The organism is Flavobacterium sp. GL_143 (assembly GCF_057834355.1).
The window spans coordinates 1,439,446-1,457,670 of sequence record NZ_CM174401.1 but is presented as its reverse complement, the minus strand read 5'-3'; the positions used below and the strand labels follow the sequence as shown (position 1 = coordinate 1,457,670).

Sequence of the window (18,225 nt, the reverse complement as noted above, 5' to 3'; positions counted from 1 at the left end):
TATTATTTTTAAGATTTTAAAATATATTATCGAAAAATGGCGTTCAAGAAAGAATTTCTGAAAGCACTACAACTCGAAAGAATGAACTTTCAAGTTATAGAGCAATCAAGAAAAAAATCTATTTTTGGAATAGTGCTTTAATAAAAACATGTGGTATTTTGAAATTCCCTATTAAAAAAATGTACGTTTTTTCTTTAATTTAATTTCAAATATAATCAATTTTATATTTAACTAAACTTTTCCTGTTAAATAAAAATACAAAACGCAGAAAATTACATTATGAAGAGCTGAGAAAATTAACGTATTACATCATTCACTTTCATACTTAAAGTTCTAAACTAACACTTTAGTTTGAACCATGTAAGTAATGAAAGTAAATATAAGCGTGACTATCAGCATAAAAACTTAAATGAGCTTACATAACTTATATGTTTAACTTCTTTCCACAATTTTAAAGTAATGTGATATGATTATTCTATTGCTTTGATTCTTGTAACCATAAAAGCAATAAAGAATCCGAAGATGCCGATAAAGGCAAAAGAGAAACGAAGACCAAAAGCTTCGGCAATATGACCGATAACAGGTGGTCCCATTAAAAAACCAAGAAAGCTAACGCTCGAAACGATTGTTAAAGCTTCACCAGCCGGAACTGATGGGTTTTTACCAGCAACACTATACAAAGTTGGTACAACTGTAGAAACTCCTAAACCAACAAACATAAAGGCAATTGTACAAGGAATTATATAAGGAAAAAGCACCGAGGTAAAAAGTCCTAGCGAAATGACCAATCCGCTTATTTGTAATACTTTTTTTCTTCCGAATTTAAGAATTAGTCCATCACCCAGAAAACGTCCGCTTGCCATCATAATCATGAATGATGTATAACCTAAGATTTCTAATGCCCCAGGAGCTTTTACGACATCTTTAAAATAAACACCGCTCCAATCGAACATTACTCCTTCGCTCGCCATACAACAAAACCCAATTACTCCAAGCCAAATTAATGAACTGTCTGGTTTTGCAAAAAGTTTCTTTTTCTTCTCCTGTACTTTGATTTTTTCTTTGGCTTTGACCAAAAATTTATAATTGAAAGCAATCATAATAAGTACAATTCCTGCAACAATTACAAAATGATAATATGGTGATAGTTTTAATGCTAACATTCCTAAACCAACTAAAGCTCCTGTAAACCCAGCAAAACTCCACATGCCATGAAAGGAAGACATTATAGTTTTCTTGAAAAGTACTTCGGTGTAAACTCCTTGTGTATTTACTGCAATATTGGCTAGGTTTCCGAATACTCCGAAAAGGAATAAACCAGCAGATAACTGCCAAGATGTAGTTGCCAAACCTAAATTAGTCAAGCTAAAAGCATAAAATAGCAACGAAAAAATTAAAATTCTATGACTGCCAAAACGAGTGACAACTTTACCCGAGAAAGGCATAATTAGCAATTGCCCCAACGGTAATGCAAACAAAATAGATCCTAATTGTCCTTCGCTTAAATCTAATGCGGCTTTAATACTCGGAATTCGGCTTGCCCAGGTAGCAAAACATAAACCCATTGCAAAATAAAACATTCCGACAGCAAAACGGATTCGGTTTAAGTACGAAGCTTTAGCATTTTTGTAGGTTTTCTTAAATTTTGCTTTACTTCTGAATCTGCCTAGGAAGTTTAAATCTATCAAAATGAGTTCTTTAAAGTTTGATTGGGCAAAATTACGAAAATCATCCTTAACATTAATTCAACCCTACTAGTTAGGATTAATTATAACGTTATTGTTTATAAATTAAGTGGAACGCGAATGGAACACGGATGAAGCGGATTCGCCAACGCGAAAACGCGGAAAAACACGGATTTTCTACCATCCAAAAGCTGAATGTCATTAAGTTAAGAATAATAGCGCCGAATAAATCTCACGCAAAGTCGCCAAGCCGCCAAGTTTACACCTAAAACCTTTGCGCTTATGCATCTTTGCGCGAAAAAAATTAATCATAATTAAATCAAAAAAGCTTAACTCAATAACGTTGTCAAAAGCTTAGGGATTAATTATTTTTAAAAATCCGTATTTTTCCGTGTCTTTACTTTAGTAAATCCGTCCCGACGCTTCGGGATCGCGTTACTTTCGCAAAGAGTTAAACGCCTACAAATTAATTACTTTGTGTTGTGCATTACTTGCAATAGCTGCTTCGATGATTTTCATGGTTTTAACTCCGTCTTCGGCTGTAACTGGTTCTATAGCATTTGTTGTAATCGACTTATAAACACCATCAAAGAACTCATAATAATTCCCTTGTAAAGTTGGAATTTTCTCTTTGATAACCTCACCATCAATTTCCGTGTGTAAAATTCCGTTTAAACCTTCTGCTTCAGTTCCCCAAGTTACAGTATCTGGTTTTTTACCCAATTTCAAATCATCTTCCTGAACATCTCCACGAGGTTTCAAGAACGAACCTTTTTTTCCGTGAACTACATAAGCAGGGTTGGCTTCTCTAACAAAGAAACTAGCTTTTAGTCGAACTCTAAAATCATCGTAATATAATAGTAAATCGATATAATCATCGACCAATGAATTTTCGCGTGTTATTCTGACATCTGCAAAAACCGATTTTGGAAATCCGAACAAATGCAATGCCTGATCTATTAAATGCGGACCTAAATCTTTTAGGATTCCTGCGCCTGAGTTGGCAGTTTCTTTATGTGCTTTAATACTTAACAAAGGATTATAACGATCAAAATGAAATTCGGCTTCGACCAAATCTCCTAACAAACCGTCTTTAACAACTTTTTGAACGGTTTTAAAATCACTATCCCATCTTCTGTTCTGGAAAACGGCCAATTTTAATCCTTTTGCTTTAGCTAAATCAGCCAATTCTTGTGCCTGAGCAACGGTGGTCGTAAATGCTTTTTCGACTATAGCGTGTTTACCAGCTTCTAGAACTTTTTTGGCATATTCATAATGTGTTTCAACTGGTGTGTTTACAATCACCAAATCGACATCGTCTGCAAGAACATCTTCGATAGTTGGGTAACTTCTTACTGTTGGATAATCTGCTTGTATTAATTTCTTGCTTCTTTCCCAAGAACCAATAAGTTCAAATCCTGGGTGAATGTTTATAAATGGTGCGTGAAAAACTTTCCCCGACATTCCGTATGATAATAGTGCTGTTTTTATTTTTTGCATTTGATTTTTATTTTTTTTCTTCACCATTAAGAGATGAAGAAAATTAAGTTTATTTTTTTGCCACTCCCGATAGCTATCGGGATAAAGGATTTTCCACCATTAAGAAATGAAGAAAAATTAAGTTTCTCTTTTCAATGAAACTCAGTTAATATTTATTGTTTTTGCCACAGATTAAATTAAGTTTTTTTACCATTAAGAAATAAAGAAAATTAAGTTCAAAGCTTAATGAAACTTAATCTCTTAATGGTTCAATTAAAAAACTTATGTTTTATTTCTTAATGGTTTAAATAAAAAAAACATTAATGTTTCATCAAATCTTAGCTCGTTCGTATTGTTTTGGCCATTGTATATCGGAGTTTAATTCGGATGCAAAATGCAAAGCTAAGTTTGGGTCACGAAGCGATTCTCTGGCAAACAAGATTAAATCGGCTTGACCTGAAGTTAAGATTGCTTCGGCTTGAGTAGCTTCGGTGATTAAACCTACTGCCCCTGTTAAAACTCCTGTGTCTTTTTTTATCCTTTCGGCAAAAGGAACTTGGTAATTTGGTCCTAGTGCAATTTTTTGATGTGAAACCAATCCTCCCGAAGAAACATCTACAACATCTACTCCTTTAGATTTCAAAATTACTGAAAGCTGTACCGATTCTTCAAGATTCCAACCTCCTTCTGCCCAATCGGTTGCCGAGATTCGAACAAACAACGGTAAATCTGTTGGCCATTCTGATTGTACTGCATCAACTATTTCTAAGGTAAGACGAATTCTGTTTTCGAAACTTCCACCATATTCATCGGTTCTTAAATTAGACAATGGCGACATAAACTGGTGTAACAAATATCCATGCGCTCCATGAATTTCCAAAACCTGATATCCCGCAGCAACGGCTCTTTTGGTAGTTGACTTAAAATCGGCAATTACTTTCTGGATTCCTGCTTTATCCAAAGCTATTGGAGCAGCTTCATTATCATGATAACCAATGGCACTCGGTGCAACGGTTTGCCATCCGCCTTGAGCGAAATCTAACTTTTTGTTTCCTTCCCAAGGAGCTGAAACACTCGCTTTGCGTCCGGCATGTGCAATCTGGATTCCTGGAATAGCATTTTGAGAAACTATAAATGTATTGATTGCTTTTAATTTTTCTATTTGTTCGTCTTTCCACAGTCCTAAATCTTCAGGTGATATTCTTGCTTCGGGCGAAACTGCTGTAGCTTCCTGAATTATCAATGCTGAACCTCCCGTTGCACGAGCTCCTAAATGTACCAAATGCCAATCATTAGCAAAACCATCAATAGCTGAATATTGACACATTGGCGAAATAACGATTCTATTTTTTAAGGTAATTTTTTTTATCGAAAGCGGAGAAAATAATAATGAAGCCATATAATGTAACTTTTAGCGGATTAACACTACTAATATTTAAAATAGTGTTTAAAAAGTAAAGTTACTGCATCTTGTTAAAAGTAGAAATCTAAATGTTTATTAATTAACAAACATTTAAAACCTTATGACTTATATTGCACTATGAATTAAAATAGAAAACGTTACTTTTGTGCGTTATTTAAGAACTAAAATTAAACAATGGATATAGTTATCAAGCTTTCTCAATTTTTATTGAGTTTATCATTACTTATTATTCTTCACGAATTAGGGCATTTTATCCCCGCAAAATTATTTAAAACAAGAGTCGAAAAATTCTATTTATTTTTTGATGTCAAATTTTCACTTCTAAAAAAGAAAATTGGCGATACTGAATACGGTATCGGTTGGTTACCTCTGGGTGGTTATGTAAAAATCTCTGGAATGATTGACGAAAGTATGGACAAGGAACAAATGGCTTTGCCTCCACAACCTTGGGAGTTTCGTTCTAAACCAGCTTGGCAACGTTTAATCATTATGTTGGGTGGTGTTACGGTAAACTTTATTCTTGCGTTTATTATATATATAGGAATGGCATTTGCTTATGGCGAAACTTATGTTGCTAATGCTGACATAAAAGACGGTCTTTCTATTGAAAATCCTGTTATGATTAAAGCTGGTTTTAAAACTGGTGATAAGATTCTTGCTATCGATGGTAAAAAAGTAGAGAGTTTCGACAATCAAATAAACATGGACTTAGTAATGTCTAAACAAGTTCTTATTGAAAGAAACGGTGTTGAGCAAACTATCCAGATGCCAAACGATCTTGTTGACCAATTATCAAAACATGAAAAAAGCCCTCTTGCTTCTATAAGAATGCCTTTTGTTATTGGAAATATTGCTGCAGAATCTCCAAATAAAGAATTGCAACCAAAAGATTTGGTTACTTCTCTTAACGGACAGAAAGTAAAATATTATGACGAGGTAAAAACAATACTAGAAAATAACAAAGGAAAAACTATTCCTGCCGTTGTTTTAAGAAACCAAAAAGAGACTCCAGTTAATGCTATTGTTACTAAAGAAGGTAAACTTGGTGTAAATGTTGGTACTCTAGGAATGGAATCATTAGAGAAATTAGGCTACTATAAAATAAGCACTAAAGAGTTTGGATTTTTTGAATCGATTCCTGTAGGGATTGAAAAAGGAAAAGATCAATTGGTAAGTTACGGAAAACAGCTTAAAATGATTTTTAACCCGGAAACCAAAGCTTACAAACAAGTAGGTGGTTTTGCGGCTATTTATAATATTTTTCCTAGCACTTGGAGTTGGGAAGTGTTTTGGTCTATCACTGCACTTTTATCAATTATGCTTGGAGTAATGAATTTATTACCGATTCCTGCTCTTGATGGTGGTCATGTGATGTTTTTATTATACGAAATCATTAGCGGTAAAAAACCAAGCGATAAATTCCTAGAAAACGCGCAAATGGTTGGCTTCGTTTTACTTATAACATTGCTTTTATTTGCTAACGGTAACGATATTTATAAAGCAATCGTAGGCAAGTAAAATTTATTAATAAAAAGTGCGAAAAAATTTTTTAGAAAGGAAAAAACCTTCTATATTTGCACTCGCTAAAAAGAACAACAACTTCCTCCTTAGCTCAGTTGGTTAGAGCATCTGACTGTTAATCAGAGGGTCCTTGGTTCGAGCCCAAGAGGGGGAGCAACTTTTTTTTAGCAAACATATTTACCTTTAAGGTGATTCCTTCTTAGCTCAGTTGGTTAGAGCATCTGACTGTTAATCAGAGGGTCCTTGGTTCGAGCCCAAGAGAGGGAGCAAAAAAGACTATCAGAAATGATGGTCTTTTTTTTTGGTTATAGGTTTCCCATATTTTATTCCTTACCTCAAACCCGATAACACAGATTTTCATTGATTGTGGTTTTTTACCGCAAAGAGCGCAAAGAGAAAAAGACGCAGAGGTTCGCAAAGTTTAATCAATAGCTTTTCAAACAACGATAACGCGGATCCATTGTTTGTGGGCTTTTACCGCAAAGAGCGCAAAGGATTTACACAAAGGTTCGCAAAGCTTAATCAATAGCTTTGATAACCTTTTTGCTCGATAACACGGTTTCCCTTATTTTATTATCACCCAATCTTGTCACCCTGAGGAACGAAGGGTCTCCGCTAGTAACTCGATTACAAAAGTTGAGCATTAAATAAAAAGACTTTACCGCAAAGAACACAAAGGTTACGCAAAAGTTCACAAAGCTTAATCAATAACTTAGCGAACCTCTGCGTCTTTTTCTCTTTGCGCTCTTTGCGGTTAAATTGAGCGTTATTATATTACGACTGTTTTACACACAAAATTAGAAGCACAAAGACATTATTAAGCTTTTACAATCCCATTGCAGGCTTTTTCTATTTCTTGATCGGAGAATCGCTCTAATGCTTTTTTTAGCATTTTACTAGTTTTAATACAACTTATCATTTTAGTTCGTAAATCCTGGTCATTACCGATTTCTGTTTTAAGAATATTCTCGAAAATTTCAACTAAATAGTCCGGTTGATACCTAAACTCTCCTTCCACCCAAAGAGCCGAAAGGAATCTCGCTACCGATTGCATTACCTCATCATGATGCAATGGAATATGATTTTCTTTTTGCATTACTATATTTTTTTGTTTTTAATCTCTACCTGTGCGAAAAGTTGTATTTTTACAACACATCGCAATTAAGCAATCTATTCAACTGTACTGTATCATTTTTAGCCGTACCGTACTTAGCTAAATATGTTTTTTACATATTGGCTGTTATTACACTTAATTATTATCTTTGAATTATGAGCACACTTACAAAACCAAATCATATAGGGCGAAAAATAAGCCGCATTCGCGAACTTCGAGATATGAAGCAAGAAGCTTTGGCACAAGCTTTAGGAACAAACCAACAAGCAATCTCTGCTATTGAAAACAGCGAAACAATAGATGATGAAAAACTTAAGGCAATAGCTGAAGCATTAGGAGTTTCTGTTGAAGGAATTAAGAATTTCTCTGAAGAGGCGGTTTTAAATATTATTGGAAATACTTATAGCGATAACGGCATTGTTAACGCTGGACTTAATTATAATTGTACTTTTAATCCGCTTGATAAAGTTGTAGAACTTTATGAGCGTTTGGTTTTGGCAGAAAAAGAGAAAGTGGAGTATTTGGAGAAGTTGCTGAAAGGTAAGTAAATCTATTATATAAATATATCGTTAATAATAAGAAAGAGGCCTCGTGAGACCTCTTTTCTTATTTTATATTTAAAAATCATTGGAAATTAAAAATAATAAAATATGCTTTTTTTTAATTCATAATGATTTCGTTTAATATTTGTTTTAAATTTAAATGACTTGCATCAGGATTTTTTTTTGCGTTTTCACAAACTAATTCAATCCAATCAGATACTTTCTTATTATCAGTAGTTTTTATACCCCAATATTCTGAAAGTTCAAATTCAGACATCTGCATAATTACACCAATTATAAGAGGCATTTTTTTAAATAGTTTCAAAAATATTTGTGGCACATTATTATAAATTTTGCTACCCAATATAAAGACACCTTTGCCACCAGCACTAAAATCATCCCTTACATTTGGATGCACAATTTTTTCCACTGAAACTAACCAAAATGCAATACGACTAAATTTATCACTAGACCTTCCAAAAATTTCTGGAAATAAAATCATTCCAATATTTACTAGTTGCTTCTTTTTTTCTATACCTAGGCTTGACCAAAACTGAAGTGTAGTACCTCCAATTTCGTTATTATCCATCCACCATAATTCTTGACCTGGCTTTAACTTACTTCTATAATAATCAACTATTGGCTTAATGGGATTTTCCTTTTTTCTCAAAGTATCATATGGCACTTTAATTTTATCGAAAATTGTATCACCTTGATTCAAGTTCATATCAATTAAATAGCGTGGTGAATGAGTAACAACAACTTCTGACAACACTTCCTCATATGGGCGACAACGAAATTCAATTGGACTTGCCAATTTCGCAAATAACATATAAATTCTTTCAACATTATCAACTCTCGTGCCTTCTAAAACACTATTTCCAGTGGTTTTCCAATGATCTTGAGTTGTTGTCTTAACTTCTATGCCATAATATTTCTTCGCAACTATATCAGGAAATTTCTGACCACCTATCAATTCAATTGAATTTTCAAAAGCTGTATCTACAGCCAATTCAGTCATTACATCTCTCACATATGGCTCAAGACTTCTTCCTAAAAGAGTTTCTATTTTCTTAGTTGAACTTTTAGCATGATTATTCAATTCTAAAATTGTTGAGTTAAGCAACAAGTCAAATTCGCTTCGATTTGGTTCTGAATTCGCTGAAACTATCATAGCTCTTTTTTAAAATATAAATCCCATACATCTTCAATTCTCTTCGCTAAATTGTAAGCAAGTAGTGGGGGAACTGCATTTCCTATTATTTTATATGCTTGAGATGGGCTAACTAAATATGAGCCTTTTCTACCATTTTTATTTTCTATTACAAAATCATAATCTGGTGGAAAAGTCTGAATCAAAGCACACTCTCTTGGGGTTAATCTCCTTTCAATCATTCCTTTTGACAGCTCTACATCTATCTTACCTCCATTTTCCTTAGATAATCTTCTAAATTCGATATTTCCGTGATGCTCCGCACGAATAGTTGGGCTAATTCCATTTGGTTTAATCTCAATTTGTCCTTGACAGTGTGCACCCATATATTTAGCCTTTGAATAGAATTTTTGCGATAAGTCATTTGTATTATCTGGCTCGTCTATTAAAGAAAAAAGTTCATTTAATTCAACAAATTTTTTCAAGTTTTCTCCTTTGGCAGTATAAGAATGAGTTGGTTTGGGATATGGATTGTACCTCTCTGAAATTATTTCCTTTTGTAATTCTAATAACGCAGATTCTGTTAATTCTGATTTTTTTATACCAATAAATATTACTCTTTCTCTTGACTGTGGAACTCCATAATTTGCAGAATGTAAAACTCGTGGGTTTAAAACTATATATCCATTTTCTCCGGCAGAAGAAAAATCATTTTGAATAATATCTTTTACGTTTTCAAGATTTACCAATCCTTTAACATTTTCAGCAATAAATATTTTTGGCTTAGTTATTTCAATAACCTGTTTCATCCACATATAAAGTTGACCACGTGTTTCCTCTGTCGGAGTTAAATCATCAATTAATTTTCCATTATGATTTTTATGTGAATTGAATCCGTTTCGTTTTCCTGCTACACTAAAGTCTTGACAAGGAAAGCCACCGGTAACAACATCAATGTTTTTTGGAAAAACATTAATTCCACTTTGATGTAGTTTTACTAAGTCAACAATACTTTGTGTATAAAATAAATCCGCTTCTTTTCCTTTTTTTAAGAAATGATTCACCCAAGCATTTCGTGCATCACTTAAAATGTCATTTGCAAAAACTGTTTTAAACCTTGTTTTTTTTAATTGAACAAATCCATTTTTAAGGTTTTTACCAATAAAATTAGGTGTTAAAATCTCATTTACTGATGATTTTAATACAGAAAAGTCTCCCTCAAATCCAAGATCCATTCCTCCACAACCAGAAAAAAGAGACAGAACGTTTAATTTTTCATTTTTTTTCTCTTTTATTATATTTTTCTTTTCAACAGGATCTACATAATATTTAAAATCTAATTGCGGTTCTTCGAGAACGTCAATTTCAAATCTTTCTAAATAGTTTGCTTTCATATTTTAGATTTTTATTGGATGAGATTTTATATATTTTATTTTTTCACTAGCAATCTTTAAAACTCTGCTGGCACAATCTTCATCGGCAATTTCATAAGCAATTTTGTCGCTCATAAATTGAATTAATAATTCTTGTTTGTCAAGTTGTAAAATCTCTGCTATTTTAAAAATGACATCTTTCTTCGCTCTCCTTTCATCACGCTCAATTTTACTTAAAATTGCTTGATCTATATCTGCGTAAGCTGATACTTGTCTAAGTAATAAACCTAAACTCTCTCTTTTTCTACGAATGATTTGTCCAACTGTTTCCATTTGATAATTACCACTTGACATTATTTGTCAAATATAAATCATTGTTTTAATCTAATCCACTTTTTAATTTTCATTTTTAAACAAAAGCATGTTAATATTGTTAGATCTATTTAATTCTAATTTTGTAGATCCAACAATATCCCCTTTTAATCTTTTAGAAAAGCTTCTAATATCTAATAAGAATAAATTAAAAAGCGTAAAAAAAAACGCCACAATCTCTTGCAGCGCTTTTTCTATATTCTAAAAAGAATTAAAATTCTTAAACTCCTAACTTCTTAGCAATATCAGCAGGTAATCCGCCTTTGTTTACCATAAGAGCTGTAGTTTTATATTTCACGAAATTTTTGGTTACAAACAAGAAACCTTTGTAGTCATTTGTTTCTCCCCAAGAATTTTTTACGATGTAATATTCTTTACCCGTTTGATCTTTGGCTAAACCAATAATGTGCATTCCGTGATCATCTGTAGTTTGATAGTTATCAAAAGCAGCCTGACGCATTTCGGCAGTAATTTCTGGTTCTGCTTTTGGTCCGTTAAACATATCTGCTTTTTCATCAGCAGTCATATCATCAAATTTCTTTGTTGGTACATATGCTACACCGTTTTTCCAGCTAAAGCTTTTCTCACTTACATCTGTAGCCCAAGCCACTGTATATCCTTTTTTTAATGCATTATCAATAACATCGGTCATATCATTAACTTTTACATTGTAAACCTGATCAAATGACCAGTTGTCTGGCACTGCCAATAATGTTTTTTGGTAATATGGCGCTGTTGTAAATGATGACATTTCAACATATTCATCTGGATTAACACCTACTATCTCTTTTGCAAATGATTGTGGTGTATAATTTTTTCCTTTGTAAGTAAAGTTTTCTGGCACTTTTCCTAAGTAAGAATCAATAACTGCTGCATAGGCTTTTTCCCAGTTTGGAGTAAGTTCTCCGTTTGGATTTTTTACTACTGCTGTTAAAACTCCTTCGTTTATAGCTGCCATTTCGGCAAATTTATTTTTATCTGTTCCGTAGTTTAATCCTGTATATACTTCTCTTGGAACAGCTCCGTATTTTCTATACATATTGATTACATCATGCAATGAACCTCCGTCGCCTAATGTTACTGCTCCATGCATACGCACGTAGTTTTTACCTTTTTCAACATACACATTTCTTGCAGAGAAAATTTGAGACAACTCAACTGGTTGTTTTCCAAGTCTAATCATTTCTGACTCTAAGAAAGAGTTTGTCGCATAGCTCCAACATGTTCCTGATGAACCTTGAGATTTTACCGATGTTGTTCCTAGGTTAATTTGCTCCGTAAATTTAAAATTCTCTTTACTTTTTTCGCTTGCATTTAACTTTAAAGAGTTAACCAAAATGTCTTGTGCGAAACAACCACTCACACCTACCATAAAGGCAGATGCTGCGAATACCGATTTCATCGTAATTTTATACATAATCAATGATTTAAATAGTTGACTAATTAGTAGCCTTGATTTTATTTTTGTTACAAAACAATTAAATATTAAATAAAAAAACTAACCTAATGCAGTTAATTTTTATACAATGTTTTTATTAATCTATAAAAACTTACAAAATACTCAAAACAGGTAATCTTTATGCAGCAATAAAGTAAAATTATGCTGTTGCTTCTAAATAAAAAGTCCTGAATAATCTAACACTCACGCGTGTTCTCTTTTTTTATATAAAGTTTTCTTAAATTATTATTTTTATCAAGTCTAAATAAATATATATTTGCACCGTAAAAATCCAAATACCATACAATGAAACTAATTTATATAGTGCTACTTATAGCATTTTTTAATATTGGGCAAGCTCAAACTACCCAAATTACAGGAAAAATAGTTACCGAAAACGATGAAGAGGCTTCTTATGCAGCTGTTTTTATTAAGGAACTAAAAAAGAATATCTCTGCCGACGAAAAGGGAAATTTCCAGATCAATAATCTTAGACCAGGAACCTACACTCTTCTTTTTTCTAGTTTAGGTCTATCTTCTCAGGAAAAAACGATCGAATTACATGAGAATGAAAAACTAAACTTACCAACCATTACGCTAAAAGAAAATATTAATACGCTGCAAACTGTAGAGATTACTGGTAGAAAAGAGAAATCATACAAAAACACAAAATCTTTTATTGGTGCAAAAACAGAAATTGCTCTAAAGGATTTACCACAAGCGGTTTCTTATGCTACTAAAGAACTAATTGCCGACCAAGGCGCAATACGTATCGGAGAGGTTATAAAGAATTTTAGTGGTGTAAGTCAGTTTTCTTTTTATGATGATGTATCGATTAGAGGTTTTAGAATAAATGGCGGAAGCAATACGCAATTACTAAATGGTTTAAGGACTTCGACAGGATTCTGGAAACAGCCTTTGGCAAATTATCTGGAACGTGTAGAGGTATTAAAAGGTCCATCATCAGCATTATTTGGTAATGCATCACCTGGTGGAGTTATAAATAGGGTAACCAAAAAACCATTGGACCAACCAGCAAATAGTATCAGTTTTTCTACAGGAAGTTTTAATACTCTTAGAGCATTAGCCGATTTTACAGGACCGCTTACCGAAGATAAATCACTTTTATACCGTTTGAATATTGGTTACGAGAATGCCAATTCTTTTAGAGATTTGCAATTTGATAAGAACATTGTTATTGCTCCTTCTCTATCGTTTTTACCAAATGATAAAACCCGAGTAAATTTTGATTTAATTTATACAAGTTCAAAAGGGATGCTTGATCGTGGACAATCGACTTACGAAAACAACTTGTATTCTACAAAAACTAAACAATCATTAAACTCTCCTAATGATTATCTTAACGAAGAAACTTATATTGTTACAACTTCATTAAACCATCAATTTACCGATAAGTTATCATTCTCTGCTTCGTATATCCGAACGGGGTATAACGAAGACTTGCTAGAACATCGTGGTGCCAACAAATATGCGTCTGCAGCAGATGGCAGTACAATTCCGTCTGCGATAGAAATGCAGGTTTTTATGCGTAAACGTAAACGCTATATCGATAATATCTCGACCTTTTTTGTGTACAAAACAAAAACAGGCGATTTAGATCATAATTTAATCTTAGGATATGACTACGCACAGGAACAAGTTCCATCTGGAGGTTCTCAGCTTGAGGCAAAAGGATACAGAAATGCAGCAAATAATGGAGCGATTAATACTTATAATCCGAAAAATAGCAGTGCTTATTTATTAGATTCCAAAGGAAATCCTGTTCCGAATGTTGCTCATTTTGACTTAACAAATCCATCAGGATCTCAACAATTAAAAGATGTTAGCAAATATTTTTATACTGCACGTCCATTCGACCCTAGCTATTATTCTTTGTATGGTATCTATTTGCAGGATCATATAAAATGGGGTCGTCTGCAAGCCTTAATTGGAGTTCGCTATGACGAATATACCGACCGCGAAAATTACACAAAAGATAATGAGAAGAAAGTAAAACAACATTCATTCTTACCACGTATAGGTCTAACGTACACAGTAAACTCAAACATTAATGTTTATGGTACCTACGTAAAAGGATATAACCCACAAACCACATCATCATTATCTAATCCAAATGCTGGTGGGCCTTTTGATCCTTTAGAAAGTAATATGATAGAATTTGGAGGTAAATCGTCATGGTTTAAAGAAAAATTATTTGTTACGCTAGCCTTGTTTAAGATTCAACAAAAAAACACGTTGTATAATGCCAATGATCCTTCTAATATTGACTTAATGAGACAGGTAGGTACAGAAGAATCTAAAGGAATAGAAATTGATGTAAATGGAAGTATAACTCGTCAATGGAGTATTTCTGCAGCTTATTCGTATAACGAAGCACATATTACCGAAAGTCCAATAGCTGACGAAATAGGAAGACAAAAACCAAACACTCCAATACAACAAGGAAATATCTGGACACGTTATAATTTTGTAGATGGTGCTCTAAAAGATTTTGGGCTTGCTATGGGAACAAACTTTGTAACAACTCGTAACTTAAGTATTAGTGCAACACAAACAATACCTGGTTACACGTTAATGAATGCTGCTTTGTATTACACCATTAACAAATTTAAAATACAATTGAACGCAAATAATCTAACCAATAAAACCTATTGGGTTGGTGGATATGATTACATCCGTTTATTTCCCGGAGCTCCAAGAAACTGGTTACTTACGCTTGGCTATTCATTTTAAGAGAACTGTTTAGAAATAAAAAAACCTGATAGCAATCGCTATCAGGTTTTAGACAATTATTGAATTAACTAACTAACAGAAACGTTTTTAAGGTAATTTAACGAAGCCAATTGCTTCCAAAAACTACATAATATGCCCAATCTTCCGGACCTCTCGCTACATCGACTCCCATTCTTAATTTAAATTTTCTAGCAATTAAATATCGAAAACCTGTTCCATAACTATAAACAACTGGTTTAGCAAAAGCTTTATCCCAATCGTTAAAAGCACTTGCCAGACCGCCATAGCCCATAAGACTCCATCTTCTGTACAAATCCCATCTTAGTTCAGCTTCAGTTACAACACTGGCTTTACCCTGATATCTGGCTGAAGGAATTCCTCTTAAATTAATTCCCGGTCTAAGATAAAAAGGAGCATTACCAAGTGACTGTTCTCCTTCTAGTCTAAGTCCGCCAATTAATTTTTTGGCGATAGGATAATACCCTATTGCAGACAAATTTAACCGCCATGCATCATAATCACTGCCAATTGTGTTATCTGACCAGAAAAAGTCAAACTGAAACCGCATTCCTTTATCTGGCGTAAAGATATTATCGCGTCCATCAAACTGAATGGCTCCACCTAATTGGCTTACTACACTTTTAATATCACTAAATTTAGCAAACGAGGGAAAATTATTTAAATCAGGAAAATTAATTTTAGAATTGAGAAAAAAATACTGAGGCCCTGCACTCCATTTTCCGTTTCTAAACTGTTTCATGACTCGAGTATAGAATGCAAATGATTTAAAATTAAGGTCAATTTCTTTATCTTTTCCGTTGGGCAAATTTTCATAAAAAGACATGTTTACATCTCCATAGCCTCCTCCTACACGATATAATATTCTTGATTTTATGAAACTTCCTGCACGAAATGCACCTGCAGCCCAACTTTTATTACCTGTATACATCCCCATTGCTCCAGTTATATCAGGATCTATAAATCTTTTCTTTCCATTTGCATCTATAACTGGGTCGTGTTTTTTAAGGAAAATAGGTAACACTGCTCCCCCGATTCCTCCTAAAGCAGGCTCGGTAATAAGTGTAGGTACAACTATAAAACCATGTGCATAAATTATGTAATCACTTAAATCAAAAGCCCCATCTAGGGAATCTTTCATACTTATGTGTTTATGTTCTTTATCCTGCCCTGTCATCGTTATCGTCATGAAAACTATAAGAAACAGGAATACTTTTCGGAGTTGGTTTGTTTTTTTCATATTAAAATCCAAATCGATAATTTACTGAAGCTAAAATTGAGGAACGTCCACCAAAAAAGCCTGCTTCTGTTCGAAACTGCCAATGGTGATCTAATTGAAACTGTCCACCCACAGACATACTCCAAGGAGAAAGTGCTTTCTTTTTAAGTGAATACGAAATTGAAGCATCTTCTGGATCTAACTTATCTAATTTGTCTCTTATTTTATCGGCTATTTGTTTAATAATAACCTTATCTGCCGCAGGCAAATTTTGGTACCAAGCCTTATCTTCGACATCAAAATCTGCCGAATTTCCGCTGACTCCTAAATCCGAAAGGTTAATAGTTCCTTTGGTCACTCTGTTTACAAAAAGTCCCTGAACTCCAATCCATGGAGCAAAATTTCTATTCGGTTTTCGTCGGGACTGAAAAACATATCCAAATCTTGGCGCTAACATTTGAGAATGAATAGATCCTTCGATTTGATCAAATTTTGTCCATGTATTGTTATAATCTAAGGTTCCGAATACATGTTTGTAAGCACCTCCTAAAGTCATTCCGACTCCAAAAGTCCCTCCTTCAAAATCGACTTTGTTACTAAAATTCATTGGCTCGACAACGTTTACACTTGTACTCGCCCAAGTTTTACCTACAACTGCATAAATGTCTACAAAAGGCAATGCCCAAACATCTATACGTGAGGTTACGGAATTAAGTGTGGCTTTGGTTTCTCCAAATTTCACAAAATCAAGAGGAACTAACGGGCTATTGTTTATCCCTACTTCCAGATCACTGATAACAACCTTTTGACTTCCTGAAAAATAATTTATCATAATCCCGATCGGATATGGCAAATCGACTCCTCTTTTGGTAATACGTTGTCCCCAAGCGGGTAATCTATAAGCCCATGTAGATGTTTTTATACTATCAGCGTAAGCTTGGCGTAAATCTTCTTTTTGGGCAAATACTATATTCTGATTAATGATAATAAATATCAGTACTAATAATCCTTTTAATTTCATACGCAGGTATATTTAATTACTTGTTGAGAGATTTCACACCTTTATCAATTGGAACCCTTATACCAATTTCTTATAATTGGCTATTTATTTCTTCGTACTAAAAACATGAGCCAGCGTTATAAAAAAAGTATTCCCTTTAAATCTGTTAATAGATTCAACTTCTCCAAACCAGCGTAATCCAGCTGAAGTACTTGAGCTAATATGAAAATAATTTACTTCGGCACCTAAAGCCATAACACGATCCTTGTTACCTGAAAAAACGGAGCTCCCGATAGGTATTTCATCGCTTGTTGCTTTAAACTGCATGTAGTAAACTAAACCTGCATTAATTATAGATTTCGGAGCTGGTGCATCTGTAGTGCCTCCCATTACATAATATGTTTTTCCGAATCCTCCTTCAAGGCTAAAAAGATCTCCTGTTTTAATATCGGTATCTTTTTTCTTTCCATTTATTTCATAAGAAGCTAATGCTGATAAATGCAATGTTTTTTTATCATTAAAAAAAAGTGTTGTTCCTGCCGAAAACTCATTTATAAACATTCCTAAACCACTGTTATCACTAGCTCCGTTTTCAAACTTACCCGTAGGCAAATACATGGCGTAGGTAAAAATGAAATCGGCTTTTTTATTATGCCAACCCAATTGTAATGGTATGATATAAGTATCTGAATACGCAAAAGGGCTTTTTGAGCTTACATAATTCCCCTGAATTGCATTGGAGGCAAATGGTAATAATGCTGATGCTCCATAATTTCCTCCTAAAATCTTAAAATCGCTTACCCAACTTACACCCACAGCTGTAAGGAACATATTTAAATTTGGATCTGCGACTGCAACATCGCCATCGTTATTTCGTAAAGAAGTCGTGTTATAAAAATAAACGGGTACAAATACAGAAAGGGTATTTTCGGGTGTTTGGGTACCCGATTGTAATCCCATAGCTCCCAGAAAATGTCCCCCTTTAAGTTGTGCATTACTAAAAAAAGGAATTAATAAAACCAGTGTTGTAACAACTGTTTTTATAGATTGTATGTTTTTATTAAATACTGTTTTCATGATTTTACTTTATAATAATTCATTAAATAATTTTAGAATACTTAATCAATAAAAGAA

At 33.5% G+C, this 18,225-nt stretch carries 14 protein-coding genes and 2 tRNA genes; 5 read left to right on the top strand and 11 right to left on the bottom strand.

Going from position 1 to position 18,225, the window contains the following annotated elements; all coding sequences use genetic code 11:
• Positions 1-470: 470 nt before the first annotated feature.
• The 3 genes from AC3IPI_RS06225 to AC3IPI_RS06215 form a co-directional block, all read right to left on the bottom strand.
• A complete protein-coding gene (locus tag AC3IPI_RS06225; RefSeq protein ID WP_086896310.1) occupies positions 471-1,688 on the bottom strand; it encodes an MFS transporter in 1,218 nt (405 codons plus the stop codon).
• 456 nt (positions 1,689-2,144) lie between these two features.
• Positions 2,145-3,185, bottom strand: coding sequence for a Gfo/Idh/MocA family protein (locus AC3IPI_RS06220; RefSeq protein ID WP_489157835.1), 1,041 nt, complete (start codon positions 3,183-3,185; stop codon positions 2,145-2,147).
• A 310-nt stretch (positions 3,186-3,495) separates the two neighbouring features.
• Positions 3,496-4,563: an NADH:flavin oxidoreductase/NADH oxidase gene (locus AC3IPI_RS06215; protein ID WP_489157833.1), complete on the bottom strand. Its 1,068-nt coding sequence runs from the start codon at positions 4,561-4,563 to the stop codon at positions 3,496-3,498.
• A gap of 198 nt (positions 4,564-4,761) precedes the next feature.
• Between AC3IPI_RS06215 and rseP the strand changes: the two genes are divergently transcribed.
• The 3 genes from rseP (at position 4,762) to AC3IPI_RS06200 (ending at position 6,375) form a co-directional block, all read left to right on the top strand.
• Positions 4,762-6,105, top strand: coding sequence for an RIP metalloprotease RseP (gene rseP, locus AC3IPI_RS06210; protein ID WP_039113587.1), 1,344 nt, complete (start codon positions 4,762-4,764; stop codon positions 6,103-6,105).
• Positions 6,106-6,188: 83 nt separating this feature from the next.
• Positions 6,189-6,262, top strand: a tRNA-Asn gene (locus tag AC3IPI_RS06205).
• 39 nt (positions 6,263-6,301) lie between these two features.
• A tRNA-Asn gene (locus AC3IPI_RS06200) sits at positions 6,302-6,375 on the top strand.
• Between the two features lie 550 nt (positions 6,376-6,925).
• On the opposite strand, the gene AC3IPI_RS06195 is transcribed toward AC3IPI_RS06200, so the two are convergent.
• A complete protein-coding gene (locus tag AC3IPI_RS06195) occupies positions 6,926-7,204 on the bottom strand; it encodes a hypothetical protein (RefSeq protein WP_039113584.1) in 279 nt (92 codons plus the stop codon).
• A 173-nt stretch (positions 7,205-7,377) separates the two neighbouring features.
• On the opposite strand from AC3IPI_RS06195, the gene AC3IPI_RS06190 reads away from it, so the two are divergent.
• Positions 7,378-7,770, top strand: a complete 393-nt coding sequence (locus AC3IPI_RS06190) for a helix-turn-helix domain-containing protein (protein WP_489157830.1) — start codon at positions 7,378-7,380, stop codon at positions 7,768-7,770.
• 112 nt (positions 7,771-7,882) lie between these two features.
• Here AC3IPI_RS06190 and AC3IPI_RS06185 read toward each other — a convergent pair whose 3' ends face one another.
• From AC3IPI_RS06185 to AC3IPI_RS06170, 4 genes are all read right to left on the bottom strand, one after another.
• Positions 7,883-8,938: a hypothetical protein gene (locus AC3IPI_RS06185; RefSeq protein ID WP_489157828.1), complete on the bottom strand. Its 1,056-nt coding sequence runs from the start codon at positions 8,936-8,938 to the stop codon at positions 7,883-7,885.
• Positions 8,935-10,311, bottom strand: coding sequence for a DNA cytosine methyltransferase (locus AC3IPI_RS06180; RefSeq protein ID WP_489157826.1), 1,377 nt, complete (start codon positions 10,309-10,311; stop codon positions 8,935-8,937). Before AC3IPI_RS06180 ends, AC3IPI_RS06185 begins: the two co-directional genes overlap by 4 nt.
• 3 nt (positions 10,312-10,314) lie before the next feature.
• Positions 10,315-10,644 (bottom strand): helix-turn-helix domain-containing protein, encoded by a 330-nt coding sequence (locus tag AC3IPI_RS06175; RefSeq protein ID WP_489157824.1) that lies wholly within the window; start codon positions 10,642-10,644, stop codon positions 10,315-10,317.
• A 238-nt stretch (positions 10,645-10,882) separates the two neighbouring features.
• On the bottom strand, positions 10,883-12,079 hold the full coding sequence (locus AC3IPI_RS06170; protein WP_039113572.1) for a C1 family peptidase: 1,197 nt from the start codon (positions 12,077-12,079) through the stop codon (positions 10,883-10,885).
• A gap of 327 nt (positions 12,080-12,406) precedes the next feature.
• Between AC3IPI_RS06170 and AC3IPI_RS06165 the strand changes: the two genes are divergently transcribed.
• On the top strand, positions 12,407-14,854 hold the full coding sequence (locus AC3IPI_RS06165) for a TonB-dependent siderophore receptor (RefSeq protein ID WP_489157821.1): 2,448 nt from the start codon (positions 12,407-12,409) through the stop codon (positions 14,852-14,854).
• A gap of 97 nt (positions 14,855-14,951) precedes the next feature.
• On the opposite strand, the gene AC3IPI_RS06160 is transcribed toward AC3IPI_RS06165, so the two are convergent.
• The 3 genes from AC3IPI_RS06160 to AC3IPI_RS06150 all read right to left on the bottom strand — a co-directional run bounded on the left by AC3IPI_RS06160 (position 14,952) and on the right by AC3IPI_RS06150 (position 18,168).
• A complete protein-coding gene (locus AC3IPI_RS06160) occupies positions 14,952-16,112 on the bottom strand; it encodes a BamA/TamA family outer membrane protein (protein ID WP_489157819.1) in 1,161 nt (386 codons plus the stop codon).
• A 1-nt stretch (position 16,113) separates the two neighbouring features.
• Positions 16,114-17,112 carry a hypothetical protein gene (locus AC3IPI_RS06155; RefSeq protein WP_039113567.1) on the bottom strand — a complete coding sequence of 333 codons (999 nt, stop codon included), beginning with the start codon at positions 17,110-17,112 and terminating at the stop codon, positions 16,114-16,116.
• Positions 17,113-17,196: 84 nt separating this feature from the next.
• A complete protein-coding gene (locus tag AC3IPI_RS06150) occupies positions 17,197-18,168 on the bottom strand; it encodes a SphA family protein (RefSeq protein WP_489157817.1) in 972 nt (323 codons plus the stop codon).
• Positions 18,169-18,225: the final 57 nt, after the last annotated feature.